The organism is Lelliottia nimipressuralis (genome assembly GCF_004115925.1).
GTDB classification, from domain to species: Bacteria; Pseudomonadota; Gammaproteobacteria; order Enterobacterales; family Enterobacteriaceae; genus Enterobacter; species Enterobacter nimipressuralis.
The window spans coordinates 30,131-55,104 of record NZ_SDDX01000033.1 but is presented as its reverse complement, the minus strand read 5'-3'; the positions used below and the strand labels follow the sequence as shown (position 1 = coordinate 55,104).

The 24,974-nt window shown below is 55.5% G+C and carries 21 protein-coding genes and 2 pseudogenes; 13 read left to right on the top strand and 10 right to left on the bottom strand.

Annotation, left to right across the window (positions count from 1 at the left end; translation table 11 throughout):
- The first annotated feature begins 321 nt into the window (after window positions 1-321).
- The 3 genes and pseudogenes from zwf to kdgA all read left to right on the top strand — a co-directional run bounded on the left by zwf (window position 322) and on the right by kdgA (window position 4,519).
- Window positions 322-1,796: pseudogene (gene zwf / locus ETG88_RS21365) on the top strand (glucose-6-phosphate dehydrogenase).
- A 233-nt stretch (window positions 1,797-2,029) separates the two neighbouring features.
- Window positions 2,030-3,841 (top strand): phosphogluconate dehydratase, encoded by a 1,812-nt coding sequence (edd, locus tag ETG88_RS21360; protein ID WP_100779788.1) that lies wholly within the window; start codon window positions 2,030-2,032, stop codon window positions 3,839-3,841.
- Window positions 3,842-3,880: 39 nt separating this feature from the next.
- Window positions 3,881-4,519: a bifunctional 4-hydroxy-2-oxoglutarate aldolase/2-dehydro-3-deoxy-phosphogluconate aldolase gene (gene kdgA, locus ETG88_RS21355; protein WP_102103979.1), complete on the top strand. Its 639-nt coding sequence runs from the start codon at window positions 3,881-3,883 to the stop codon at window positions 4,517-4,519.
- Window positions 4,520-4,597: 78 nt separating this feature from the next.
- On the opposite strand, the gene purT is transcribed toward kdgA, so the two are convergent.
- Window positions 4,598-5,776 (bottom strand): formate-dependent phosphoribosylglycinamide formyltransferase, encoded by a 1,179-nt coding sequence (gene purT / locus ETG88_RS21350; protein ID WP_129036353.1) that lies wholly within the window; start codon window positions 5,774-5,776, stop codon window positions 4,598-4,600.
- A 178-nt stretch (window positions 5,777-5,954) separates the two neighbouring features.
- Here purT and ETG88_RS21345 point away from each other — a divergent pair, with 178 nt between their 5' ends.
- Together ETG88_RS21345 and ptrB are read left to right on the top strand one after the other, a co-directional pair.
- Window positions 5,955-6,605 (top strand): tellurite resistance TerB family protein, encoded by a 651-nt coding sequence (locus tag ETG88_RS21345; protein WP_102103977.1) that lies wholly within the window; start codon window positions 5,955-5,957, stop codon window positions 6,603-6,605.
- Between the two features lie 87 nt (window positions 6,606-6,692).
- The gene (ptrB, locus tag ETG88_RS21340) at window positions 6,693-8,756 is read left to right on the top strand and encodes an oligopeptidase B (protein ID WP_100779792.1); all 2,064 of its coding nucleotides are present in this window, start codon (window positions 6,693-6,695) and stop codon (window positions 8,754-8,756) included.
- On the opposite strand, the gene exoX is transcribed toward ptrB, so the two are convergent.
- From exoX to ETG88_RS21325, 3 genes are all read right to left on the bottom strand, one after another.
- A complete protein-coding gene (gene exoX, locus ETG88_RS21335) occupies window positions 8,753-9,415 on the bottom strand; it encodes an exodeoxyribonuclease X (RefSeq protein WP_100779793.1) in 663 nt (220 codons plus the stop codon). The genes ptrB and exoX overlap by 4 nt on opposite strands.
- A gap of 24 nt (window positions 9,416-9,439) precedes the next feature.
- Complete coding sequence (locus tag ETG88_RS21330; RefSeq protein WP_129036344.1) at window positions 9,440-10,096, bottom strand: carbon-nitrogen hydrolase family protein; 657 nt, start codon at window positions 10,094-10,096, stop codon at window positions 9,440-9,442.
- Window positions 10,097-10,206: 110 nt separating this feature from the next.
- On the bottom strand, window positions 10,207-10,437 hold the full coding sequence (locus ETG88_RS21325) for a DNA polymerase III subunit theta (protein WP_100779795.1): 231 nt from the start codon (window positions 10,435-10,437) through the stop codon (window positions 10,207-10,209).
- 137 nt (window positions 10,438-10,574) lie between these two features.
- Between ETG88_RS21325 and yobA the strand changes: the two genes are divergently transcribed.
- Genes yobA through ETG88_RS21310 form a run of 3 tightly spaced genes read left to right on the top strand, consistent with a single transcriptional unit; the run spans window position 10,575 to window position 12,177 of the window.
- On the top strand, window positions 10,575-10,949 hold the full coding sequence (gene yobA / locus ETG88_RS21320; protein WP_100779796.1) for a CopC domain-containing protein YobA: 375 nt from the start codon (window positions 10,575-10,577) through the stop codon (window positions 10,947-10,949).
- A 1-nt stretch (window position 10,950) separates the two neighbouring features.
- Entirely contained in the window at window positions 10,951-11,823 is an 873-nt protein-coding gene (gene copD / locus ETG88_RS21315; protein WP_129036343.1) for a copper homeostasis membrane protein CopD, read from the top strand.
- 15 nt (window positions 11,824-11,838) lie between these two features.
- Entirely contained in the window at window positions 11,839-12,177 is a 339-nt protein-coding gene (locus ETG88_RS21310) for a YebY family protein (RefSeq protein ID WP_129036342.1), read from the top strand.
- A gap of 404 nt (window positions 12,178-12,581) precedes the next feature.
- On the opposite strand, the gene ETG88_RS21300 is transcribed toward ETG88_RS21310, so the two are convergent.
- Window positions 12,582-13,523, bottom strand: coding sequence for a VirK/YbjX family protein (locus ETG88_RS21300; protein WP_129036341.1), 942 nt, complete (start codon window positions 13,521-13,523; stop codon window positions 12,582-12,584).
- A 168-nt stretch (window positions 13,524-13,691) separates the two neighbouring features.
- Between ETG88_RS21300 and pphA the strand changes: the two genes are divergently transcribed.
- A complete protein-coding gene (gene pphA, locus ETG88_RS21295) occupies window positions 13,692-14,336 on the top strand; it encodes a protein-serine/threonine phosphatase (protein WP_129036340.1) in 645 nt (214 codons plus the stop codon).
- Here pphA and ETG88_RS21290 read toward each other — a convergent pair whose 3' ends face one another.
- From ETG88_RS21290 to yebS, 5 genes and pseudogenes are all read right to left on the bottom strand, one after another.
- Window positions 14,337-14,528 (bottom strand): YdfD/YebW family protein, encoded by a 192-nt coding sequence (locus ETG88_RS21290; protein WP_100779801.1) that lies wholly within the window; start codon window positions 14,526-14,528, stop codon window positions 14,337-14,339.
- Window positions 14,529-14,632: 104 nt separating this feature from the next.
- Window positions 14,633-14,872 (bottom strand): YebV family protein, encoded by a 240-nt coding sequence (locus ETG88_RS21285; protein WP_100779802.1) that lies wholly within the window; start codon window positions 14,870-14,872, stop codon window positions 14,633-14,635.
- Window positions 14,873-14,976: 104 nt separating this feature from the next.
- Window positions 14,977-16,419, bottom strand: coding sequence for a 16S rRNA (cytosine(1407)-C(5))-methyltransferase RsmF (gene rsmF / locus ETG88_RS21280; protein ID WP_129036339.1), 1,443 nt, complete (start codon window positions 16,417-16,419; stop codon window positions 14,977-14,979).
- Window positions 16,420-16,494: 75 nt separating this feature from the next.
- On the bottom strand, window positions 16,495-19,128 hold the full coding sequence (locus tag ETG88_RS21275) for a PqiB family protein (protein ID WP_100779804.1): 2,634 nt from the start codon (window positions 19,126-19,128) through the stop codon (window positions 16,495-16,497).
- Window positions 19,097-20,379, bottom strand: a pseudogene (gene yebS, locus ETG88_RS21270) (membrane integrity lipid transport subunit YebS). Before yebS ends, ETG88_RS21275 begins: the two are co-directional and overlap by 32 nt.
- Window positions 20,380-20,510: 131 nt before the next feature.
- On the opposite strand from yebS, the gene ETG88_RS21265 reads away from it, so the two are divergent.
- The 4 genes from ETG88_RS21265 (at window position 20,511) to htpX (ending at window position 24,935) form a co-directional block, all read left to right on the top strand.
- On the top strand, window positions 20,511-21,008 hold the full coding sequence (locus ETG88_RS21265) for a GAF domain-containing protein (protein ID WP_129036338.1): 498 nt from the start codon (window positions 20,511-20,513) through the stop codon (window positions 21,006-21,008).
- A 97-nt stretch (window positions 21,009-21,105) separates the two neighbouring features.
- Complete coding sequence (gene proQ / locus ETG88_RS21260; RefSeq protein ID WP_100779807.1) at window positions 21,106-21,792, top strand: RNA chaperone ProQ; 687 nt, start codon at window positions 21,106-21,108, stop codon at window positions 21,790-21,792.
- Between the two features lie 19 nt (window positions 21,793-21,811).
- Window positions 21,812-23,860: a carboxy terminal-processing peptidase gene (gene prc, locus ETG88_RS21255; RefSeq protein ID WP_100779808.1), complete on the top strand. Its 2,049-nt coding sequence runs from the start codon at window positions 21,812-21,814 to the stop codon at window positions 23,858-23,860.
- Window positions 23,861-24,053: 193 nt separating this feature from the next.
- Window positions 24,054-24,935, top strand: a complete 882-nt coding sequence (gene htpX / locus ETG88_RS21250; protein WP_100779809.1) for a protease HtpX — start codon at window positions 24,054-24,056, stop codon at window positions 24,933-24,935.
- The last annotated feature ends 39 nt before the right edge of the window (window positions 24,936-24,974 follow it).

The following is a 24,974-nucleotide window of genomic DNA, read 5'->3' as shown; positions in this document are numbered from 1 at the left end:
ATTGATGAAATCGTGATTCGAATTAGGAAGAATATACCCCTCTGACCTGGTCAAAGGGTAATGAACAACAGCAAATGTTGTTGTTTTTTTTCATTACTTGATCGCGGTCGGGTTTTGGCAACGACCCGACGACACAAAGAATCATCGAATTTGTGGTCATTGCTGTCACTGAAGCGTGCAATCATCGAAAAATCGCGTTATCGCACGCGACGTTAAGCGCTAATGGTTTCGGGAATGACGTAAAAGCAGTACAGTGCATTGTAATAAAATTACAACGATATTCTGGCAAAAGCACCAGGATATCCAACTGAGGAGAATGACATGGCGGTAACGCAAACAGCCCAGGCATGTGACCTGTCATTTTCGGCGCGAAAGGCGATCTTGCACGCCGTAAATTGCTGCCTTCCCTGTATCAACTGGAAAAAGCAGGCCAGATCCACCCGGACACTCGCATCCTGGGTGTGGGCCGCGCTGACTGGGATAAAGACGGCTACACCAAAGTGGTGCGTGAAGCGCTCGAAACATTCATGAAAGAGAAAATTGATGAAAGTTTGTGGGATGCGCTGAGCGGTCGTCTTGATTTCTGCAACCTGGATGTCAACGACACCTCTGCGTTTGGTCGTCTCGGCGAGATGCTGGACCAGAAAAACCGTGTGACCATTAACTATTTCGCGATGCCGCCAAGCACCTTCGGCGCCATCTGTAAGGGCCTGGGCGAAGCCAAACTCAACGCCAAACCGGCGCGCGTAGTGATGGAAAAGCCGCTGGGCACCTCGCTTGCGACCTCTCGCGAAATTAACGACCAGGTGGGCGAATACTTCGAAGAGTGCCAGGTCTACCGTATCGACCACTATCTCGGTAAAGAGACGGTACTGAACCTGCTGGCGCTGCGTTTTGCGAACTCCCTGTTTGCCAACAACTGGGACAACCGCACCATCGATCACGTGGAAATTACCGTGGCCGAGGAAGTGGGCATCGAAGGCCGCTGGGGTTACTTTGACCAGGCCGGTCAGATGCGCGACATGATCCAGAACCACCTGCTGCAAATTCTCTGCATGATCGCCATGTCTCCGCCGTCTGACCTCTCAGCGGATAACATACGCGACGAGAAAGTGAAAGTGCTGAAATCTCTGCGCCGTATCGATCGCTCGAATGTGCGTGAGAAAACCGTCCGCGGTCAGTACACCTCCGGTTTCGCACAGGGCAAAAAAGTCCCTGGCTATCTGGAAGAAGAGGGCGCGAACAAGTCCAGTAACACCGAGACTTTCGTGGCGATCCGTGTCGATATCGACAACTGGCGCTGGGCGGGTGTGCCGTTCTATCTGCGCACCGGTAAACGTCTGCCGACCAAATGCTCTGAAGTTGTGGTCTATTTCAAGAACCCGGAACTGAACCTGTTTAAAGAGTCCTGGCAGGAGCTGCCGCAGAACAAGCTGACGATCCGTCTGCAGCCTGACGAGGGCGTGGATATTCAGGTGCTGAATAAAGTGCCGGGCCTGGATCACAAGCACAACCTGCAAACCACCAAACTGGATCTGAGCTACTCCGAAACCTTCAACGAAACGCACCTGGCCGATGCTTACGAGCGTCTGCTGCTGGAAACCATGCGTGGGATTCAGGCGCTGTTCGTGCGCCGCGATGAAGTGGAAGAAGCCTGGAAGTGGGTCGACTCCATTACTGAAGCCTGGGCTGCCGATCAGGATGCGCCAAAACCGTATCAGGCAGGCACCTGGGGACCGGTTGCGTCCGTGGCGATGATCACCCGCGACGGCCGTTCCTGGAACGAGTTCGAGTAAACCGGAAGCTAATCCAAACGGGTTATTTTACCGGTAACATGATCTAACACAGATTGTGGCACAATTTTTAATCATTTAAGCTCCACGTGGATTCACCCGTGGAGCTTTTTTTATTACACTGGCTGAAGCGATTTTGCCCCCGAGCTACGGACTGCAAGCGTTTCAGCCTTGTTAATACAAGCGATTCATCTTGTTAACTCCCGAGCCTGGACAGATAAATTAGAGGAGCTTTTATGAATCCTGTATTGTTACGCGTAACACAGCGCATTGTTGAGCGCTCAAAAGAGACACGTTCTGCCTACCTCGCCCGCATCCAGCAGGCGAAGACCGACACGGTACATCGTTCGCAGCTCGCCTGCGGTAACCTGGCCCACGGTTTCGCCGCCTGCCAGCCGGACGACAAAGCCTCGCTGAAAAGCATGCTGCGTAACAATATTGCGATCATCACCTCCTACAACGACATGCTCTCCGCTCACCAGCCGTACGAACACTACCCGGAAATTATTCGCAAAGCGCTGCACAGCGCTAACGCGGTCGGGCAGGTGGCGGGTGGCGTACCCGCCATGTGCGACGGCGTAACCCAGGGTCAGGATGGTATGGAACTCTCCCTGCTGAGCCGCGAAGTGATCGCCATGTCTGCGGCAGTAGGCCTGTCCCATAACATGTTTGACGGCGCCCTGTACCTTGGCGTGTGTGACAAAATTGTCCCGGGCCTGGCGATGGCTGCGCTCTCCTTTGGTCATCTGCCCGCGATTTTTGTGCCATCAGGCCCAATGGCGAGCGGTCTGCCAAATAAAGAAAAAGTCCGTATTCGCCAGCTGTATGCCGAAGGCAAAGTGGATCGTATTGCCCTGCTGGAAGCCGAAGCCGCGTCGTATCACGCCGCGGGAACCTGTACCTTCTACGGCACCGCCAACACCAATCAGATGGTGGTGGAATTCATGGGCATGCAACTTCCGGGTTCCTCTTTCGTACAGCCAGATGCTCCACTGCGCCAGGCGCTGACCGAAGCCGCTGCGCGTCAGGTCACGCGTTTGACCGGCAACGGCAACGAGTGGATGCCGCTCGGCAAAATGGTGGACGAAAAAGTGGTGGTGAACGGGATTGTTGCCCTGCTGGCAACCGGCGGTTCAACTAACCACACCATGCACCTGGTGGCGATGGCACGTGCGGCCGGTATTCTGATTAACTGGGATGATTTCTCTGAGCTGTCTGAGATTGTGCCGCTGATGGCGCGTCTCTATCCGAACGGCCCGGCGGATATCAACCACTTCCAGGCGGCGGGCGGTGTGCCCGTGCTTATCCGCGAGCTGCTAAAAGGCGGCCTGCTGCACGAAGACGTCAACACCGTAGCCGGTTTTGGCCTGCAGCGTTACACCCTGGAGCCATGGCTGAACGACGGCCAGCTCGACTGGCGCGAAGGCGCGCAGAGTTCTCTCGACGCACAGGTTATCGCCACGTTTGCGAAGCCATTCTCACATCACGGCGGCACCAAAGTGCTGAGCGGCAACCTGGGTCGCGCGGTGATGAAAACCTCCGCTGTGCCTGTTGAAAACCAGATTGTAGAAGCCCCTGCGGTGATTTTTGAAAGCCAGCACGACGTGCTGCCTGCGTTCGAGGCTGGCCTGCTGGACAAAGACTGCGTCGTCGTGGTTCGTCATCAGGGACCAAAAGCGAACGGCATGCCAGAATTACATAAACTTATGCCACCACTTGGTGTATTATTGGACCGCTGTTTCAAAATTGCGTTGGTCACCGATGGACGACTCTCTGGCGCATCAGGTAAAGTGCCATCAGCGATTCACGTCACCCCCGAAGCCTATGACGGTGGGTTACTGGCGAAAGTACGCGATGGCGATATCATCCGCGTCAATGGCCAGACAGGCGAGCTGACCCTGCTGGTGGATGAAGCCGAACTGGAAGCCCGTAAGCCGCATATTCCTGACCTGAGCGCGTCGCGTGTGGGAACAGGGCGCGAAATGTTCAGTGCACTGCGCGAGAAACTCTCCGGTGCTGAGCAGGGCGCAACCTGTATTACGTTTTAAGACGACAAGAATTATCGATCTGGCGAGAGAAAAACACTGATGAAAAACTGGAAAACAAGTGCAGAAGCAATCCTGACAACTGGCCCGGTAGTGCCGGTTATCGTGGTGAATAAACTGGAGCACGCTGTCCCAATGGCGAAAGCGCTGGTTGCAGGTGGTGTTCGTGTGCTGGAAGTGACGCTGCGTACCGCCTGCGCGATGGACGCGATCCGCGCTATCGCAAAAGAAGTGCCGGAAGCGATTATCGGTGCCGGTACCGTGCTGAACCCGCAGCAGCTGGCGGAAGTGACTGAAGCGGGTGCACAGTTCGCAATCAGCCCAGGCCTGACTGAGCCACTGCTGAAAGCGGCAACCGAAGGCACCATTCCGTTAATCCCGGGTATCAGCACCGTGTCTGAACTGATGCTGGGTATGGATTACGGCCTGAAAGAGTTCAAATTCTTCCCGGCTGAAGCTAACGGCGGCACCAAAGCTCTGCAGGCGATTGCAGGTCCGTTCTCTCAGGTGCGTTTCTGCCCGACTGGCGGCATCTCTCCGGCGAACTACCGTGACTATCTGGCCCTGAAAAGCGTGCTGTGTATCGGTGGTTCGTGGCTGGTTCCGGCCGATGCGCTGGAAGCGGGCGACTGGGATCGCATTACTAAGCTGGCGCGCGAAGCTGTGGAAGGCGCGAAGTAATTTTTGCAGTGGCGGGTGTGAACCCGCCCGACAAAACCGAAAATACTGGCCGGGCAAACACGTGTTGCCCGGCTTTTTTTATGCTTTCACACTCACGGCTTGCGCCGCATTGACCGCCCGCTCAACCGCTGTTTCCACGCTATCGCCGGTGGCTAACGCCACGCCCAGGCGACGAGTTCCGTCGATTTCGGGTTTACCAAACAGACGCAGCTGCAGACCCGCGCCGACGGCGGCATCCACATTACCAAACGTGACATTCTGGCTGGTCAGCCGGGGCAAGATCACCGCAGAGGCCGCCGGGCCATACTGACGAATCCCGCCCACCGGCAGCCCCAGAAACGCGCGAACGTGCAGGGCGAACTCCGAGAGATCCTGGGATATCAGCGTCACCATTCCGGTATCGTGAGGACGCGGAGAGACTTCGCTGAAAATCACCTCATCGCCGCAGACGAACAGTTCCACGCCAAACAGACCGTAACCGCCCAGCGCCAGCACCACTTTGCGGGCAATCTCCTGCGCGCGCTCCAGCGCCAGCGCGCTCATCTGCTGCGGCTGCCAGGATTCACGGTAATCACCGTCTTCCTGACGATGGCCAATGGGATCGCAGAAGTGAACACCGTCAACGGCGCTGACCGTCAGCAGGGTGATTTCGAAATCAAACTTCACAACGCCTTCGACAATGACCCGCCCGGCGCCCGCGCGGCCACCCTGTTGAGCATAGTCCCACGCCTTATCAAGCGTGGTTTCGTCGCGGATAAAGCTCTGGCCTTTACCGGAGGAGCTCATCACCGGCTTAATGATGCACGGGTAGCCAATTTGTTCGACGGCTTGCAGGAAATCCTTTTTTCCATCGGCAAAACGATAGCTGGAAGTCGGTAGCGCCAGCTCTTCGGCCGCCAGGCGACGAATGCCTTCGCGGTTCATGGTCAGTTTGGCTGCGCGGGCACAGGGCACCACACGCTGACCTTCCTGCTCAAGGGCAATAAGCGTGTCGGTGGCAATCGCTTCGATTTCCGGGACCACAAAGTCAGGCTTTTCCTGTGCAATCAGCGCGCGAAGTGCGTCGCCATCGAGCATATTGATGACATGCGCGCGGTGCGCGACGTGCATTGCCGGTGCATTCGCATAACGATCAACGGCAATCACTTCAATGCCGAGACGCTGGCACTCAATGGCCACTTCTTTTCCCAGCTCGCCAGAACCCAGCAGCATGACGCGCGTCGCAGATGGACGCAAAGCAGTTCCTAAAAGAGTCATCATATTCCCCCTAAAAAAGTTGCGCGCAGTATAAACGAAAACGTTTGCGTCTGTCTTCCACCAGGCGCAGATGTCCTGAGCGCAGGGGGAAATTTGCGCTTCTTTAGTGCGGGCAGACATTTCCTGACATCGCCTCGCATAGGCTGTAACCATAACGAACCGTAGAGTGAGGAATATTATGTCAGGCTGGTTGAATCAACTGCAGTCCATGTTAGGTCAGAAAGCGTCGTCGTCCAGTGAGCAAGGACTGAGCAAGCTGCTGGTGCCGGGGGCGCTCGGCGGGCTGGCGGGTCTGCTGGTCGCCAATAAATCCTCCCGCAAACTGCTGGCGAAATACGGCACTGGCGCACTGCTGGCGGGCGGCGGGGCAATCGCCGGAACGGTTTTGTGGAACAAGTACAAAGACAGAGTACGCACTGCCCATCAGGACGAGCCGCAGTTTGGTCAACAGGCCTCGTCGCTGGATGTGCGCACTGAACGGTTGATCCTGGCGCTGGTGTTTGCCGCCAAAAGTGACGGTCATATCGACGATAATGAACGCGCCGCCATCGAGCAGCAGATGCGGGAAGCGGGCGTTGAGGCGCAGGGACGGGCGCTGGTGGCGCAGGCGATTGAACAACCGCTCGACCCGATGCGTCTGGCGCAGAGCGTGAAAAACGAGGAAGAGGCGCTGGAGCTCTATTTCCTGAGCTGTGCGGCCATCGATATCGATCACTTTATGGAGCGCAGCTATCTGAACGCGCTCGGCGACGCGCTGAAAATTCCGCAGGACGTACGCGACGGGATTGAACAGGATATTAAGCAGCAAAAACAGGCATTACCGGGCTAGTAATATTCGGCGGTTGTCACGTTTCGCTTGCATCGTGCGTGTGTTTTGCCACCCTTATAGGGTGTAAAACCAAAAAGAAAAACTGACATGCTGCCAAAAGCCCGACGAATTCCCAAAGCGATCACCACTCATGGTGATACGCGCATCGATAATTACTACTGGCTGCGGGACGACGATCGCTCGCAGCCGGAAGTGCTTGATTACCTGCATCAGGAAAATGACTACGGCCGAAAGGTGATGTCTTCACAGCAGGCGCTTCAGGACAGCCTGCTCGGTGAAATGGTGGCGCGCGTGCCACAGCGCGATATTTCCGCCCCCTGGACCAAAAACGGCTACCGCTATCGCCATCTCTACGAGCCGGGCAGTGAGTATGCGATTTACCAGCGTCAGTCTGTGCTGAGCGCCGAATGGGATGAGTGGGAGACGCTGCTCGATGCCAATCAGCGCGCGGCGCACAGTGAGTTCTATACGCTCGGTGGGCTAGGTATTTCGCCTGATAACACCATTATGGCGCTGGCAGAGGATTATCTGTCACGCCGCCAGTACGGTCTGCGGTTTCGTAATCTGGAAAGCGGAAACTGGTATCCGGAAATGCTGGATAACGTCTCGTCTGATTTCGTCTGGGCGAACGACTCCGAAACCGTCTATTACGTTAAAAAGCACGCCTCAACGCTGCTGCCTTATCAGGTCTGGCGGCACACGGTGGGGACATCTTCAGGCAACGATGAGCTGGTGTACGAGGAGAAAGACGAGACTTTCTACGTCAGCCTGCATAAAACCACTTCGCGCCACTATGTGATTATCTCCCTGGCCAGTGCGACGACCACCGAAGTCTTGCTGCTGGACGCCGAACTGCCCGACGCGCAGCCGCTCTGTTTCCTGCCGCGCCGCAAAGATCACGAGTACAGCCTCGACCATTTCCAGCACACCTTCTACCTGCGCTCTAACCGCGAGGGCAAAAACTTTGGCCTGTATAAAACCAAAGTGCGCGATGAACGCAAATGGGAAGTGCTGATCCCGGCGCGCGAGCAGGTGATGCTTGAAGGTTTCACCCTGTTTACCGACTGGCTGGTGGTGGAAGAGCGCCAGCGTGGGCTGACCAGTATTCGCCAGATCAACCGCAAAACCCGCGAAGTGGTGGGCATAGCCTTTGACGATCCGGCCTATGTCACCTGGATTGGCTACAACCCGGAGCCGGAGTCTTCGCGGCTGCGCTACGGCTATTCGTCAATGACCACTCCCGACACGCTGTTTGAACTCGATATGAATACTGGGCAGCGGCGCGTGCTGAAACAGGCTGAAGTGGCCGGTTTCGATGCCAGCTGCTATCGCAGCGAACACCTGTGGATCACTGCGCGCGACGGCGTAGAAGTGCCGGTGTCGCTGGTGTATCACAAAGATCATTTTCACAAGAGTAAAAATCCGCTGCTGGTGTACGGTTACGGCTCGTACGGCGCCAGCATGGACGCGGATTTCAGCAGCAGCCGGCTGAGCCTGCTCGACAGGGGATTTGTCTTCGCCATTGCCCACGTGCGCGGCGGCGGCGAGCTGGGGCAGCACTGGTACGAAGAGGGGAAATTCCTGAAGAAGAAAAATACCTTTAACGACTATCTCGACGTGTGCGACGGGCTAATTGCGCAGGGTTACGGCGATCCGCACCTGTGCTTTGGCATGGGCGGTAGCGCAGGCGGCATGCTGATGGGGGCGGTCATTAACCAGCGTCCCGAGCTGTTTAAAGGCATCGTCGCGCAGGTGCCGTTTGTCGACGTCGTCACGACCATGCTCGACGAATCTATCCCGCTAACCACCGGTGAATTTGAAGAGTGGGGCAATCCGCAGGACGAAACCTATTACCGCTACATGAAGGAATACAGCCCCTACGACAACGTCGAAGAGAAAGCCTATCCGCACATGCTGGTGACGACGGGCCTGCACGATTCGCAGGTACAGTACTGGGAACCGGCAAAATGGGTGGCAAAACTGCGGGAGCTGAAAACGGACGATAATCTGCTGCTGCTGTGTACGGATATGGATTCCGGCCACGGCGGGAAATCGGGGCGATTTAAATCTTATGAAGGGGTGGCACTGGAATATGCCTTTCTGATTGGCCTGGCGCAGGAGACGCTGCCAGGCCATGTTGCGACAGATTAAGCGTCGTCAAGGTAGTGACGAAGCGTAAGGCGCAGCTCCGGGCTCATGCGGTCGAGGTTATTGTATAACCAGCGCAGATAGCCCGGATCGCGCTCAGCCACTTCGGACACCGGTTTGCCGCGGTATTTACCAAAGGTAAACGTGGTCAGCAGCGCCGGACGGCCGGTAATGGTCGCCATATCATCCGGCGTCCAGCCGGTGGTATTCATGATATCAATGAGCAACGCCGCCGTGATATAGCAGTCATACAGGGCACGGTGGTGGTGCAACCCTTCCGGCGTTTTCACACTGAGCTTACGGGATTTATACAGTGCCATATTGCTGTATTTAATCCCCGGCCACGCCCGACGCGCCAGTTTCATGGTGCAAATCCACTCGCCTGGCATCTCCGGCAGCACGCGCCGGTCGAAACTGGCGTTATGTGCCACGTACCACTGGCTGCCGAAATAGTTCGGGATGACATCCTCAATCCAGGGTTTATCGGCCACCATCGATTCTGTGATGCGGTGGATAGCCATCGCCTGCGCGCTGATAGGGCGGTCAGGCCGAACCAGATGGCTCATGGGGTTGACGATCTGTCCGTCAATAACGTCAACAGACGCCACCTCTACAATCCCGCCCTGAAGGTCACAGGTTTCGGTGTCGATTACACGCAGCATGGCTCACTCCTGGCCGTAAAAACGTTAGCGTAATGGAATGATATCACCTTGCCAACCCTGCTTACCCCATGTTCCGGTTAATAACAGCTCGCCCCGATCTGCGCGAACAATGAGCTGGCCGCTCGAATCCCACAGCGCGCTGTGCCCGTCTGAATTCGCCATCAGTACCGTGATCGCATATTTATGCGCAAAGCATTGCAGGCGGTTGATAGCGTCTCGCCAGCGCGTTTCGCCTACCGCCTGGCTGCAGGTATACAGCGCAGCCAGCGGATCGATATTCAGCAGCTCCGTTTTCCCCTCAACAATCGTCAGCTGCGGATCGCCGGGGATCAGACATGCGCCGCTGCCCTGCGGGTAACGCATGGGCTGGCGCTGATTAGGACAAAATAGCGCCAGACCTTTCTTACGTGCGCCGTCAGTCTCAAGAGTAATACCTGCAATCACCGTGATTGCCAGGGCGTGCGCGGCGTCAGCTATCGGCTGCAGGGCCAGCTCGCTGGGCGGTTCGGGTAAGGTAGTGTTATCGGTGGCTGGGCCGGTCAGTGAAAGCTCAGGGAAAACCAGCAGATTGCACTGCTGGCGGGCAGCAGCGTCGATAAAGCGAAGATGATGCTGCACGTGGGCATCGATGCAGTTATGCCGGGAGGCATACTGCGCGGCGGCAATATTCCATTGGGACATCGTGACTTCCTTATACACTAGTCGCAGGGTTATTGATAATACACCTGAATACTTCAGGGTTTTCTTATCCTGCCATAATCCATGTAAGGAAATGTAACGACGCGCCGGGTTTACTTAACTTTAGGTTCGTAAGGCAAACGCGACAGGGTCACGGATTTCAGGCGATGGGCGATCAAGCGCTCGCGAAACCAGTCGCGCAGATGAGGGGGCTGTTCGCGCTCAACCACTTCGGCGATCACCGGCATGTTATAGCGCTCTTTAAATGCCACGCCCGCAGCGGCGAGATCGACATTCACTTTGTCCATCTCATCCTGGGGGAGGGTAGCCAGATTAATGTTCATTGCCTTCTCCTGTTTATGCGGCGCCAACGTTACCGCGGTTACCCTGCGTTGACAAGCCCGCACAGGATCATCCTCGACTCCGATATTATACAGCGTTATCCTCTGTCATATAGACATAACCAAAAGGAATGATTGATATGGTATTCACCGCATCCCGCGCGGCTTGCGCTCTGGCATTTCTGCTTTCCGTCGCAACGGCTCCTGCTGCACTGGCTCATGCCCACCTGAAACATCAGTACCCGGCCGCCGATGCGGCGGTGACGGCTGCGCCGCAGGCGTTGACGCTCAATTTCTCGGAAGGCATCGAACCGAAATTTAGCGGCGTGTCGATCACCGGCGATAAACAGCAGATCGTTAAAACCGGTGTCGTGAAGCGCGCAGAGAATGACAATACCCAGCTGATTGTTCCCCTCGAACAGGCATTAACGCCGGGGACCTATTCCGTGGACTGGCATGTGGTCTCAGTCGACGGCCACAAAACCAAAGGCAGCTATCACTTTAGCGTGAAGTAACATGCTGGCGTTCAGTTACGTCGCCCTGCGCTTTATCCATTTTGCGGCGCTGATGCTGATTTTTGGCAATGCGTTTTACAGCGCGTGGCTGGCTCCCTTTTCCCTGCAACGGCTGATGACGCGCCGCTTCCAGTGGCAGCAAAAGATCGCGGCGCTGGTGAGTTTGGCGACGGCGCTGCTGATGCTGGCTGTGCAGGGCGGGCTGATGGGCGAAGGCTGGGGTGATGTTATCCAGCCGCAGATCTGGCACGCAGTGGCCAGCACCCGCTTTGGCGGCGTCTGGCTGTGGCAAATCGTCTTTGCGGTCCTGACCGCTTGTGCGGCGTGGATCGCACCTGCGAAAAGCGCGCGTCTACTGCTGTTGCTTGCTATCGGCCAGTTTATTTTGCTGGCGGGAGTCGGCCATGCGGCGATGCGTGACGGAGTTGCGGGGATCGTGCAGCGCCTGAACCACGCAGTCCATCTGCTCAGCGCAGCCACCTGGGTGGGCGCGTTGCTGCCACTCGTCTTTTGTATGCGGCTGGCGAAAGGGCGCTGGCGCGTTCCGGCTATCTATACCATGATGCGTTTTTCCCGCGTGGGACATTATGCCGTGGCGGGAGTGATCCTGACCGGAATCGTCAATATGCTGCTGATCCTCGGGCTGAACTGGCCGTGGCGCACGGAATACGGGCAACTGCTGTTGTTGAAATGTGCGCTGGTGGCGATGATGGTGGTAATTGCGCTGCTGAATCGGTATTTTCTGGTGCCACGATTTCGTACTGAATCGGGGCGCGAACAACAATTCTTTATCTGGATGACACAGGCTGAGGTGGTTCTGGGCGCGCTGGTGCTGGCAATCGTCAGTCTTTTCGCGACCTGGGAGCCTTTCTGACAAGGTTTAAAACGTATGAAAAAAACAGTCCTTTCTCTCGTATTGCTGGCGTGCGCCGGTTACGCGTTTGCCGCCCCGCAGGTGATTACCGTGAGTCGCTTCGAGGTGGGTAAAGACAAATGGGCCTTTAACCGTGAAGAGGTGATGCTGACCTGCCGTCCGGGCCATGCGCTGTACGCCATCAACCCGAGCACGCTGGTGCAGTATCCGCTGAATGACGTCGCCGAGAAGCAGGTCGCCAGCGGCAAAAGCAACGGTCAGCCTATCAGTATCATCCAGATTGACGACCCGCAAAACCCGAGTCAGAAGATGAGTCTTGCCCCCTTTATCGAGCGAGCTGAGACGCTCTGCTAGTCTCTGCTTTCCAATAAAAAAACCGCAGTCTTCTTACAGGAAGTACTGCGGTTTTTCGTTTCAGGATGCTCGAACGTGAAATTTTCCGGCCACTTTTGCTGCGGACTGGAAAACCTGGCGTCGTCATCTATTCTTAAAGTGTCAGGCGACTTGAGCCTGCATTAATGCCAACTTTTAGCGCACGGCTCTCTCCCAAGAGCCATTTCCCTGGACCGAATACAGGAATCGTATTCGGTCTCTTTTTATCTGCATGAAAGCAAAAGTCTTTTCCTGCTCTCACTCATGACAGATGAGGAACGTCCTGCGCCTCTGATTTAACCATACCACAATCAGACGGGCGAAAGTCCAGCGCTTTTTGGCGGTTTTGTTAAATTTTTGTGCGAAGGCGAACGCCACCACACAGATTAAAAGCGAGCGTTAATCGCATCGGCAATTTCATCCAGCAGGCCAAAACGGCGGCGATATTCTGCGCGTTTTTTGCTGGCAATCTCTTCCAGAGATTTACGCTCCATCTGCAGCGGCAACTGCCAGCGGAAGCTGGAGACTTTCTGCCCGTCGATGGAGGCCCAGAATTCGTCGTAGCTGGCGTGGAAATGGCGGCCTTTGCTCAGGCGATAGCGCAGGGCGCGGAAGACGTGCCCTTCGTCGCTGACGCCGTAAATGGATTTTATATCGCTATGAGCGGCGAGGTTAAAAATGACCTCCATCAGCACCCGTTTCGGGAACAGGCCGTGGCAGGCGCGGGTCGCTTTCTTGATCGTTTCACGCGTCACGCCGCGACGCGGGCCTTGCAATCCGCCAATGACCAGCGCCAAATGCTCGCCCTCAGGAACCACGCTGAAGGTCAGGCTTGCCAGTAGGGTGTCCTCTTCATCACGCAGCCACAGGGTGCTTTCGCCTTCGCGCTCCGCTTTGCTGGCGGATGAGGCATAAACGCAGTAGCGCGCGTCATCCTTGGCCTGGAAATGAACCACCGGCTGAGCCACCGGATGGGTGAAGGTATTGGCCAGACGGGTATCCGGCAGGGCATCGATCCACTCATAGTGGCGAACGATCGCCTCGGCACGCTGATTCGCATTTATCCCGCGCGTCAGGTACTGACGATGGGTTTTGCTCGGCAGGGTGACCTGCGCTGCCAGCAAACGGTCAAAATCGGCGCGATGAGCCAGCGCACTTAGCATGCGGTTTGTCGAAGACCAGAACAGCAGTGAGCGCAGAAAGAACTTAATCCGATAATCGCGCTTTCTCCAGATTGGGCCAGGGATAAGCTGACCCGTTGTCAGAGAGGAAATAATATTGGCAGGCTGTGCCTCTGGCACATCAATTTGCAGGCTGGTGTTCGACACGATGGTGACCTCTTTAGAATTCTGATTCTATTCTAAGGGCCAGGATGTAACGATTTAAGAGTTGCTAAACCTTTATTTCGGCTTCGTTTAATTTCGATTGAAGTTAGCAACATTATGACGCCAGATCCCGAAAATCGGGTATTCGCTATACTTCTTTATGGAGGGGCTATGTACCAAATACTTGATGGTCAACAGTGGCGTCATATCTGGGTCGTGAGCGACATTCATGGTTGCTACCACCCGCTTATGGATGAATTAAAACAGCGCCATTTTAATCCCTATGAGGATTTACTTATTTCGGTGGGCGACCTGATTGATCGCGGGCCGGAGAGCGTTAAATCTCTGCAACTCATACGCGAAAAATGGTTTCGCGCGGTGCGGGGGAATCATGAGCAAATGGCGATTGACGCGCTCAGTAATAACGATTTTGCTCTCTGGACCCTCAATGGAGGTATATGGTTTTCCCGTCTGACGAACCCGCAAAAATTAGACGCCATTGCATTGCTCGATGCGTGCCGGCAATTACCGCTTATTATTGAAATAATCTGCACCCGTGGGATAAATGTGGTGGCTCATGCCGATTACCCAGCGGACACTTATCTGCGCGGTAAGCCCGTCAGTCAGCACCGTGTGCTGTGGGATCGCTCGCGGTTAACGGGCCTGATGGCGGGCAACGGTGAAGGGATTAGCGGCGCGGATCATTTCTGGTTTGGTCACACGCCGCTTGCGAAGCGCTGTGATTTCGACAATCTGCACTATATCGACACCGGTGCCGTGTTTGGCGGCACGCTGACGCTCGCCCAGCTCCAGTAGCTAAAAGTCACTGTACTCCTGAGCCGGTGTCCAGAAGCTATCGATAAACTCCTCGACAGGGTAACAACCGCCGTGACGAATTCGCTGCTCTTTTTTCGAGGCAACGCACTGCATCTCGGTGTTGTAGACATCAATCACGATGTCGTCGCAGCCGCCGTCCAGGTAACAAACAAACAGTACCAGTGCGAACATCTCATCCTCTGAATCTGGCTTCCGAATGGTTAGTGTAGGGGAGGATTTGTCGCAGGGGAAATCGGGGGCATAAATAACCCGCCTTCGGGCGGGTTCTATTGGTGTCAGGCAAGGCGCATGACCCAGGCATCGGACTGCTGATCGTAATGTTCACGGTATAGCACGGAATGTTCGCCATCCAGGATAGCCGGAATGCTGGTGTCAGCGTCCCAGGCATCAAGCTGCATACATAAATCGGGATCGGATTTACAGGGAATGGTTAACGTTCGATCGCCCTGATTATCGCCGCGCAATTCTGCATCGTCGATCTCAAAAGCGCCAATACGCACGCTGGTTTTCGTCATAATGCTCTCCGCAGGTTTGCTGAAAATCTGGTACGACCAGTGTTGTCGCCCATTTTTCAGCGTAGTGCAGGAGAGCAAAAGTGCCAGTGAAAATGTGCTGTTTTTTAATCGCTGAGATCGTTACCGGTAAACAGGCGACCATCGCGAACCAGTTCACGCGGGTAGCTGTTCTTCAGGCGCGAGCCGACTTTTTTCGCCAGACCCAGCGGAAAGCCCTGATAAGTGACGATCATTTCGTCAGCCGGTGGCGTCTGTTCCGGGTAGACGTCGCGGCCGCGATACCACTCTTCTGCCTCTTTGTGGGTCAGTGCAAATGAATTGTCGCTACCGGCGAGGGCGATAACGGCCTCATGCTGCCAGCGATAGCCTTTGTTATGCACTTCGGCTAGGCGCATGCCGATACGGGAGAAGCGCACTTTGCCAATCAGCGGTTCGATCTCGACCGGGAAGAGCCAGATCTCTTTGTCGCGCTGCCACAGGCGAAGGTTTTCCTCCCACTGAAGGCCGACTTTTTGTGCCGCTTCGGTAATCTGCGCGGTTTCACGGCCCTTCAGCGGGGCGAACGGGAAATTGCCAACTTTAAATTTAGGTGCCGGTAAGGCGTCGATCGCCGCTGTTTTACGCAGTCGCGCGACGAAGAACCCTTCGCAGTCGAAAATCTGCGGAAAAACGTGCAGGAAACCTTCGGGAGTCAGCGCCGCTTTGGCACCCTCGAAAAGCGCATCCAGTGGCAGGAATTCGACGGCCTGCGGATACTGCTCTTTTAGCCACAGACATACGGATTCGTTTTCATCGCGGTTCAGGGTGCAGGTGGAGTAAATCAGTGTTCCACCCGGGCGCAGAGCATGAAAGGCGCTGTCAATCAGCTCGCGCTGGGTGGCGGCGATCTCAAGATTGCTGGCGACAGACCAGTTTTTAAGCGCATCGGGATCTTTACGCACTACGCCTTCGCCCGAGCACGGCGCATCCAGCAGGATGGCATCGAAAGATTCTGGCACGGCGGCACCAAAGACGCGGCCATCGAAGTGGGTCAGGGCGACGTTGCTGATCCCACAGCGGCTGATATTCGCATGCAGAACTTTAACCCTGCTCGCCGAAAACTCATTGGCGAGAATTGCGCCCTGATTGCCCATGCGGGCGGCGATCTGTGTGGTTTTAGACCCTGGTGCGGCGGCCACGTCCATCACGCGCAGCGGCTGATTTTCGTCGGCAAACAGCGCGGCAACGGGCAGCATGGAGCTGGCTTCCTGAATATAAAACAGCCCGCTTAGATGTTCGGCGGTGCTTCCCAGCGGCAGGGCATCTTCGTCATCACGCTCAATCCAGAATCCTTCCGCACACCAGGGCACCGGCGTCAGTTGCCAGCGGTAGGGCGAAACCAGTGCCAGGAAATCGGCCACGCTGATTTTAAGCGTATTGACGCGGATGCTGCGACGCAGCGGACGCTGGCAGGCGGCGATAAAATCATCCATTGAGAGATGAGTGGGAAGTGCCTCGCGCATGTGCGCCAGGAATTCGTCAGGAAGAAAAGCAGAATGTTGAGCCACGGGCGTACCACAGGGAGTAGATAAGGCGCGCAGTGTACCATAAAGGCTCCGGTGCGTTGACACCGGAGCTGATGATTAACGTGGCAGTGCGGTGCCCCATTCACGCCACTCTTTCGGTTCGCTTTCGAGCAACAGGAAATGTTTGCCCGGCTGCGCTTTCGGTGCGAGCGGTGTGCCTGGTGGGGTCGCAAAGGCGATCCCGCCGCGAATGAACTGATTAAAGGTCCCGGTTTTCACCACGCCGCCGGTCAGACCGAAATCGAGGGAATATCCCGATGCCAGCCAGAAGACGGAGTTGTTGCGCACCAGATGCTGGTAGCGCTCGCTGATGCGCAGACCCACCATCACACGATCTGACAGGGTTCCCAGCGTCAGGCCGGTGACGGTACCCACTTCAATTCCACGGAACAGCACCGGCGTGCCGATACTCATTGAACCGGCTTCCGGGACTTCGACCACAATGCTCAGCCCGTCCAGATAACGCGAGTCAGTGATGGTCGCTTCCTGCAGCTCAAAGTCGCGGCGCACGTTTCCGTTACCCGGCTCGACGTTAATGTACGGCTGGAGAATGGTATCGAGATGTTCAACGCCGGCGGCAGAGATCTGCGGTGTCACTACCGAGAAGCGCGTGCCGTTGCGGGCAAAGTTTTGCATGTACTCCGGATACAGCACCGCGGTGGCCTGCACTTCGTTACGCGCGGTAATCAAGGTCAGCTTCTGGAGCTGCCCGATATCAATGCCCAGATAGCGAATCGGCATCCCTTCAGAGAGCTTACCCGCATCAAAGGCGTGGAGCGTAATCTGGCCGCCCACTGCGCGCGCCGCCGTTTCTGATGGATAGAGAATGCGTTTATCGCCTTTACGCTGATTGGCCCCTGCGCCGCTTAAATTATCGAAGCTAATGGCACCCCGCAGCGCGCGGGAGAGGGGAGAGGCCTGCACGGTCAGGCCGCTGCCGTTAAGCTGCACTTTCGCACCGCCTTCGGCCCAGAAGACGCTGTTGGCGGTCAGCAGATTGCGGTACTCCGGCTTGATATGCAGTTCGATATCAAACGCGTCGGCGCGTGGGCGCACGGTGATCACTTCGCCCACCTCAAACTTGCGGTACAGCACCACGGACCCGGCCTGCACGTCCGGCAGCGTGTCGGCGCGCAGGGTGAGGGTGGTGGTCGGCATATCGCTTAAGCTGTTTTCAATCGCTTTGTCCAGATTGGCGTACAGCGGATAGCTGTCGCGCATCTCACCTTTCTGCCCTGGCAGAATACGAACGCCGCCGTTGATCCATTCGCTGGCGCTGGCCCCGAGGAACTCGACGCCGTCTAGCCCGACTTTAACGTCTACCCGGCTGTTAACCACAAATTTGCTGTCGCCGTGTACCAGATCCCGGTATTGCGGATCGATGGCGACGGAGAAGGTGACCCCTTTTTCCGTCAGCTTGCGTTCCAGAACCTGGCCGACCTGCACGCCGTGCAGAATCAGCGGCTGACCGGCTTCGATACCGTAGCTTTCAGGTGCCGTCAGGGTCAGTGTCATTACGCCGGGTTTTTGCAGTAAGGCTTTATCGGCGGGGGCGATGACGAAATTGTTGTTAGGCTGGCCTTCCCCTGGGATCAACTCAAAGGTGCTGCCCGTCAGCAGGCTGCTGATGCTGGCGTCACTCAACGAGATTTTCGGGTTCCGCAGCTCGATGCGCGTTTTTTCACGCAGAAGGTCGACCACGCTCGGGTCCACCGTCATTTCGCCGGTCACGGAGCCGCCAGGGTTCAGCGTCAGTTTGGTGAGCTGGCCCACCTGCAATCCCTGATACATTAATGGCGTTGAACCGGCGTTCAGCCCTTTGGCGTCTGAGAGGGCCAGTTTGACAATGACGCCGCGCTGGCTGTGGGCCAGATCGGCGTACAGCCCGAAGTTATCATCGGCAGTGGCTGCATCAGAGTTCTCCGGTGAGTCGAAGGCGATAGCCCCATTAACCAGCGCCGCCAGGCTTTCGAGCTTCACTTTCGCGCCGCTGAAACTGACGTCGGCATCCACGCCTGACACATTCCAGAAGCGGCTGCCTTTTTTCACCAGGCCGGTGAAGCGCCGCTCGATCAGGACGTCGATAGTCACGCCCTGTTTGTTGGGGTTAATGGCGTAGTCATACACGCGCCCAACCGGAATTTTACGGAAGTAGACGATCGATCCGCTGTTGAGCGAGCCTAAATCCGGCGAATGCAGGTGGATCATCAGATCGCCATTGTTCAGCCGGTATTTTGGCTGGGTGTCCAGCGCGGTGAAATGGTCCTGCGGCTCACCTTTACCGGGCATCATGCCGATATAGTTCCCGCCGACCAGCGCGTCCAGCCCGGAAACGCCCGCCAGAGAGGCTTTAGGTGTCACCAGCCAGAACTGCGTATCACTGCGCAGGGAGTCTTGCATATCGGCTTTAATACTGGCGCGAACCTGAATTTTGTTCAGATCTTTGCCGAGCCGGATATCCTCGACGGTTCCCACTTCGACGCCCTGGAAGCGCACAGGGGTACGCCCTGCGACGATGCCGTCCGCCGTCTGGAAGTCAATGGTGATGGTATTGCCGCGATCCTGATAGCTCGTCCAGATCAGCCAGCCCGCAATCATCAATGCGATGACAGGCAGCAACCAGAATGGCGAAATGCGGCGTTTTGTTTTAATTCTCGCTTCAGTCGTCGAAGCGGGCGTTTCCTGACTCATGTGCATCCCAAAGTAAGCGGCTATCCAGCCATTCCACTGCAAGAATAGTCAATATCACCGCAGAGCCGAAATAAAACGCCGCGGGTCCCATGGTAAAAGCGAGTAACTGATCGCGATTGATCAGCGACATCATCAACGAAATAACAAACAGATCGAGCATCGACCAGCGGCCAATCCAGGTCACAAACCGCAGTAACAGGATCCGCGTGCGTAACCCTTGCTCACACTTAAACTGAATGCTGATGAGCAAGGTGAACATAACCAGAACTTTGGTAAAGGGCACAAGGATACTGGCAATAAAGACCACTCCCGCCACGGCAAAGTTACTGCTCGCCAGTGACACAATCCCCGACATGATAGTGTCTTCCTGCCGCGCACCGTTAACGTAAATGATCGAAATCGGTAACAGGTTAGCGGGAAGCAGCAGCACGATGGAGGCAATCAGTGCGGCCCAGCATTTTTGCAGGCTTTGCTTACGGCGCAGACGTAACGGAATGTGACAGCGCGGGCAGCGACCCCGTGCGTCGGGCAGGCCGGTAAAATGGCAGCCGAGGCAGACGCGCAGACTGGGATCAGGCCGCGTCGCCGGGCGCTGAGGATAAAAGCGCTCCCAGAGTTGTTCCACATTCAGATGGATCAGCGTCATGATGCTCAGTAATACCAGCGCGACAAAGGCAAACAGGCCGATGCCGGGCTGTAAAAAAGCGTAGTCCTGTACCTTAATCGACGCCACGCCGATGCCGACCAGATAGATATCCAGCATCACCCACTCTTTGAGCTTCTCGAGCATCAGCAGCACCGGGCGGAGATTCATGCCCAGAATATTGCCAAACCAGAGATAGGCAATGGCAGCCACCAGCACTAACGGCGCGCGACGGTGCAAAACAGCACCATTGCGCCGGTCAGAGGATCGCCCTGCTGGGTCATTTGCCAGATCCCCATCAGCAGGTTGGCGTCGATGCGCACGCCGAGCAGGTACAATTTGAGCAGCGGTTCGCCCCATGCGAAGGGCATCAGCAGGAGCATGGTGACGGCCATCGCCGCCAGACGGGTGAGAGACCAGTCGCGTCCATCGCGAATTTTAGCGTCGCAGCGCGGGCAATACGCGCTCTGATGCGATTTCATCTTCGGCAACATAAAAAGCGTATCGCACTGCGGACAACGCTGATAATGTTCACGAGGCAGCGCATCGCTGACCGAGTGGACAGTGATCTTTTTTGCCGGCGTAATTCTTGGAGTATTGAGTGCCATCAGTCGCGCATTAAAGGATTAATTAACGTTATATTAACTCATCTTGGGATTCATCTTGAGAATGAGCGCATTTAATGTTTATTTTATTAGGCTATGCTCTCTTTTTTGTACGACAACCAAGTGATTGATTAATGAACAAAACAGAATTCTACGCGGATTTGAACCGCGATTTCCAGGCATTGATGACAGGTGAGACCAGTTTTTTAGCGACACTGGCCAACACCAGTGCGCTGCTGTTTGAGCGTCTGTCGGATGTGAACTGGGCTGGTTTCTACCTTCTGGAAGGGGAAACGCTGGTGCTCGGACCATTTCAGGGCAAGCTTGCCTGCGTGCGGATCCCTGTGGGGCGTGGTGTATGTGGAACTGCGGTGGCGCAAAATCAGGTTCAGCGTGTTGAAGATGTGCATGCCTTCGACGGGCACATTGCGTGCGATTCGGCGAGTAACTCCGAAATCGTTCTGCCGCTGACCGTGAAAAATCAGATTATTGGCATACTGGATATCGACAGCACGGTCTTTGGACGCTTTAGCGCCGAGGACGAACAAGGGCTGCGCGAACTGGTTGCTAATCTCGAAAACGTATTAAACGCGACCGATTATCAAAAATTCTTTGCGAGCGTCGCAGGATAATCAACGGATAACGTAGCATTTACTGATGGCGTCATTATAATGTCGCCTGTTCATGCCTGCGGCTAGTTGGCAACGTCCGTTGTAATCAGGAAATTTCATGGAAAATCAACCTAAGTTGAACAGTAGTAAAGAAGTCATTGCCTTTCTGGCTGAGCGTTTCCCACAGTGTTTCACTGCTGAAGGCGAAGCTCGTCCCCTGAAAATTGGTATTTTTCAGGATCTGGTAGCGCGCGTTGAGGGTGAGATGAATCTCAGCAAAACTCAACTGCGCTCTGCCTTACGTCTTTATACTTCAAGCTGGCGTTACCTTTACGGTATCAAGCTGGGCGCGACCCGTGTCGATCTCGACGGCAACCCTTGCGGTGAGCTGGACGAGCAGCACGTTGAGCACGCACGTAAGCAGCTTGAAGAGGCCAAAGCGCGTGTTCAGGCACAGCGTGCTGAGCAGCAGGCGAAAAAACGCGAAGCTGCTGCGGCAAATGGCCAAGAAGAAGCGCCTCGCCGTGAGCGTAAACCGCGTCCTGCTCCACGTCGTAGTGAGAACAGCGATCGCAAACCGCGTGCTGATAAACCAGCCGCTAAAGCACAGCGTGCGCCTCGCGAAGAACAACGCCACACTCCAGTTTCTGACATCAACGCCCTGAGCGTCGGTCAGGCTCTGAAGGTGAAAGCGGGTAACAATGCGATGGACGCCACCGTACTCGAAATCACCAAAGATGGCGTTCGTGTACAGCTGACTTCTGGTATGTCAATGATTGTACGCGCAGAACACCTGGTGTTCTGAAACGGAGGCCAAGCCTGGCATGAACACTCTTTTTAAGATCACCGCGCTGGCTGGCCTGTTTGCTATAACAGGCCACGCCTTCGCAGTGGACGATATAACGCGTGCGGATCAAATCCCGGTTTTAAAGGAAGAGACCCAGCACGCAACGGTCAGTGAGCGCGTCACTTCGCGCTTCACCCGTTCACATTATCGTCAGTTCGATCTCGATCAGGCCTTTTCGGCTAAGATTTTCGATCGGTATCTGAACCTGCTGGATTACAGCCACAACGTGCTGCTGGCCAGTGATATTGAACAGTTCGCAAAACGTAAAACCGACGTGGGCGATGAGCTGCGCAGCGGTAAACTCGACCTGTTCTACGATCTCTACAACCTATCCCAGAAGCGTCGTTTTGAACGTTATCAATACGCGCTGAAAGTGCTGGAACGTCCAATGGACTTTACCGGCAACGACAACTTTAATCTTGACCGCAGCAAAGCGCCCTGGCCGAAAGACGAAGCCGAGCTGAATGCGCTGTGGGACGGCAAAGTGAAATTCGATGAGCTGAGCCTCAAACTCACCGGTAAAGATGAGAAAGAGATCCGCGAAACGCTAACCCGTCGTTACAAATCAGCCATTCGTCGTCTGGCACAGACCAACAGTGAAGACGTGTTCTCCCTGGCGATGACCGCCTTTGCTCACGAAATCGACCCGCACACGAACTACCTCTCCCCACGCAACACTGAACAATTCAATACCGAGATGAGCCTGTCTCTGGAAGGAATTGGTGCGGTGCTGCAAATGGATGAAGACTATACGGTCATCAACTCCATGGTGGCAGGCGGCCCGGCGTCGAAAAGCAAAGCGATTAGCGTAGGCGATCGTATCGTCGGCGTCGGTCAAACGGGCCAGAACATGGTCGATGTGATCGGCTGGCGTCTGGATGACGTGGTCGCGCAGATCAAAGGCCCGAAAGGCAGCAAGGTTCGCCTTGAGATCCTGCCTGCGGGTAAAGGCACCAAAACCCGTATCGTGACCCTGACGCGTGAGCGCATTCGTCTTGAAGATCGCGCTGTGAAAATGTCCGTGAAAACCGTCGGCAAAGAAAAAGTCGGCGTGCTTGATATTCCGGGCTTCTACGTTGGCCTGACAGACGATGTCAAAGTCCAGTTGCAGAAGCTTGAAAAGCAGAATGTCAGCAGCGTGATTATCGACCTGCGTACCAATGGCGGTGGAGCACTGACCGAAGCAGTTTCGCTTTCTGGCCTGTTTATCCCATCGGGTCCGGTTGTTCAGGTTCGCGATAACAACGGTAAAGTGCGTGAAGACGCCGATACCGATGGCGTCGTGTACTACAAAGGTCCGCTGGTGGTGCTGGTCGATCGCTTTAGCGCCTCAGCATCAGAAATCTTTGCCGCGGCGATGCAGGACTATGGCCGTGCGCTGATTGTGGGTGAACCAACCTTCGGTAAAGGCACGGTGCAGCAGTACCGTTCCCTTAACCGTATTTACGATCAGATGCTGCGTCCTGAGTGGCCTGCGCTGGGTTCCGTACAGTACACCATTCAGAAGTTCTATCGTGTGAATGGCGGCAGTACGCAACGTAAAGGCGTGACCCCGGACATCATGATGCCGACCGGTACCGAAGAGACGGAAACAGGCGAGAAGTTTGAAGACAACGCGTTGCCGTGGGACAGCATTAATGCTGCCACCTTCGTAAAAGCGGGCGACATGACCCAGTTTGGTCCTGAGCTGCTGAAAGCGCATAACGATCGCATCGCGAAAGATCCGGAGTTCCAGTACATCATGAAGGACATTGCTCGCTTTAATGCCCTGAAAGAAAAACGGAATATCGTCTCGCTTAACTTCGCTCAGCGTGAAAAAGAGAACAACGAAGATGATGCCACGCGTCTGGCACGCATCAACGATCGCTTTAAACGTGAAGGCAAGCCGTTGCTGAAAAACCTGGACGACCTGCCGAAGGATTACCAGGAGCCCGATCCGTATCTGGATGAGACGGTGCATATCGCTCTCGACCTGGCAAACCAGGAAAAGAGCAAGCCCGCCGTTCAGCCCGCTCCGGCAAAATAACACCTCAACAGGCACAAGAAATTGTGCCTGTTTTTTTTAGTTCTGCATCCTCCCGTCAGCAAGCCCATAAACAATGTAAAGTTGTGTCTTTCTGGTGACTTACGCCCCCTGAATCCTTGAAAATGGCCACAATACCCATACGATGTGGGTAATCGCATAGTGCGTTTTGTTAAACAGAGGTTAAAAGAAAATTATGATGCGAATCGCGCTCTTCCTGGTCACCAACCTTGCGGTTATGGTGGTTTTCGGGCTTGTGCTAAGCCTGACAGGGATCCAATCGAGCAGCGTTCAAGGTCTGCTGATTATGGCGCTGCTGTTCGGTTTTGGTGGATCGTTTATTTCGCTGCTGATGTCCAAGTGGATGGCGCTGAAATCGGTCGGTGGGGAAGTGATCGAGCAGCCACGTAACGATATGGAACAGTGGCTGATGAACACGGTGGCACAACAGTCTCGCCAGGCGGGTATCGCTATGCCGCAGGTGGCGATTTACCACGCGCCTGACATTAACGCCTTTGCCACCGGTGCGCGCCGCGATGCCTCGCTGGTGGCCGTGAGCACCGGTCTGTTGCAGAACATGAGCCGTGACGAAGCGGAAGCGGTTATTGCCCATGAAATCAGCCACATCGCCAACGGTGACATGGTTACCATGACCTTGATTCAGGGTGTGGTAAACACCTTCGTTATCTTCATCTCTCGTATCCTGGCGCAGATTGCTGCCGGATTTATGGGCGGAAATCGTGATGAAGGTGAAGAGAGCAACGGCAACCCGCTGATCTACTTCGCTGTCGCGACAGTGCTGGAGCTGGTATTCGGTATTCTGGCGAGCATTATTACCATGTGGTTCTCCCGCCATCGTGAGTTCCATGCGGATGCGGGCTCGGCAAAACTGGTGGGCCGCGAGAAGATGATTGCTGCGCTGCAGCGTCTGAAAACCAGCTACGAACCGCAGGAAGCGACCAGCATGATGGCATTCTGCATCAATGGTAAATCGAAATCGCTGAGCGAACTGTTCATGACTCACCCGCCGCTGGATAAACGTATCGAAGCGCTGCGCAGTGGGGAATACATCAAGTAAGCGAGCAGTATGAGAAAGAAGCCGGGTTGAGCAGACATT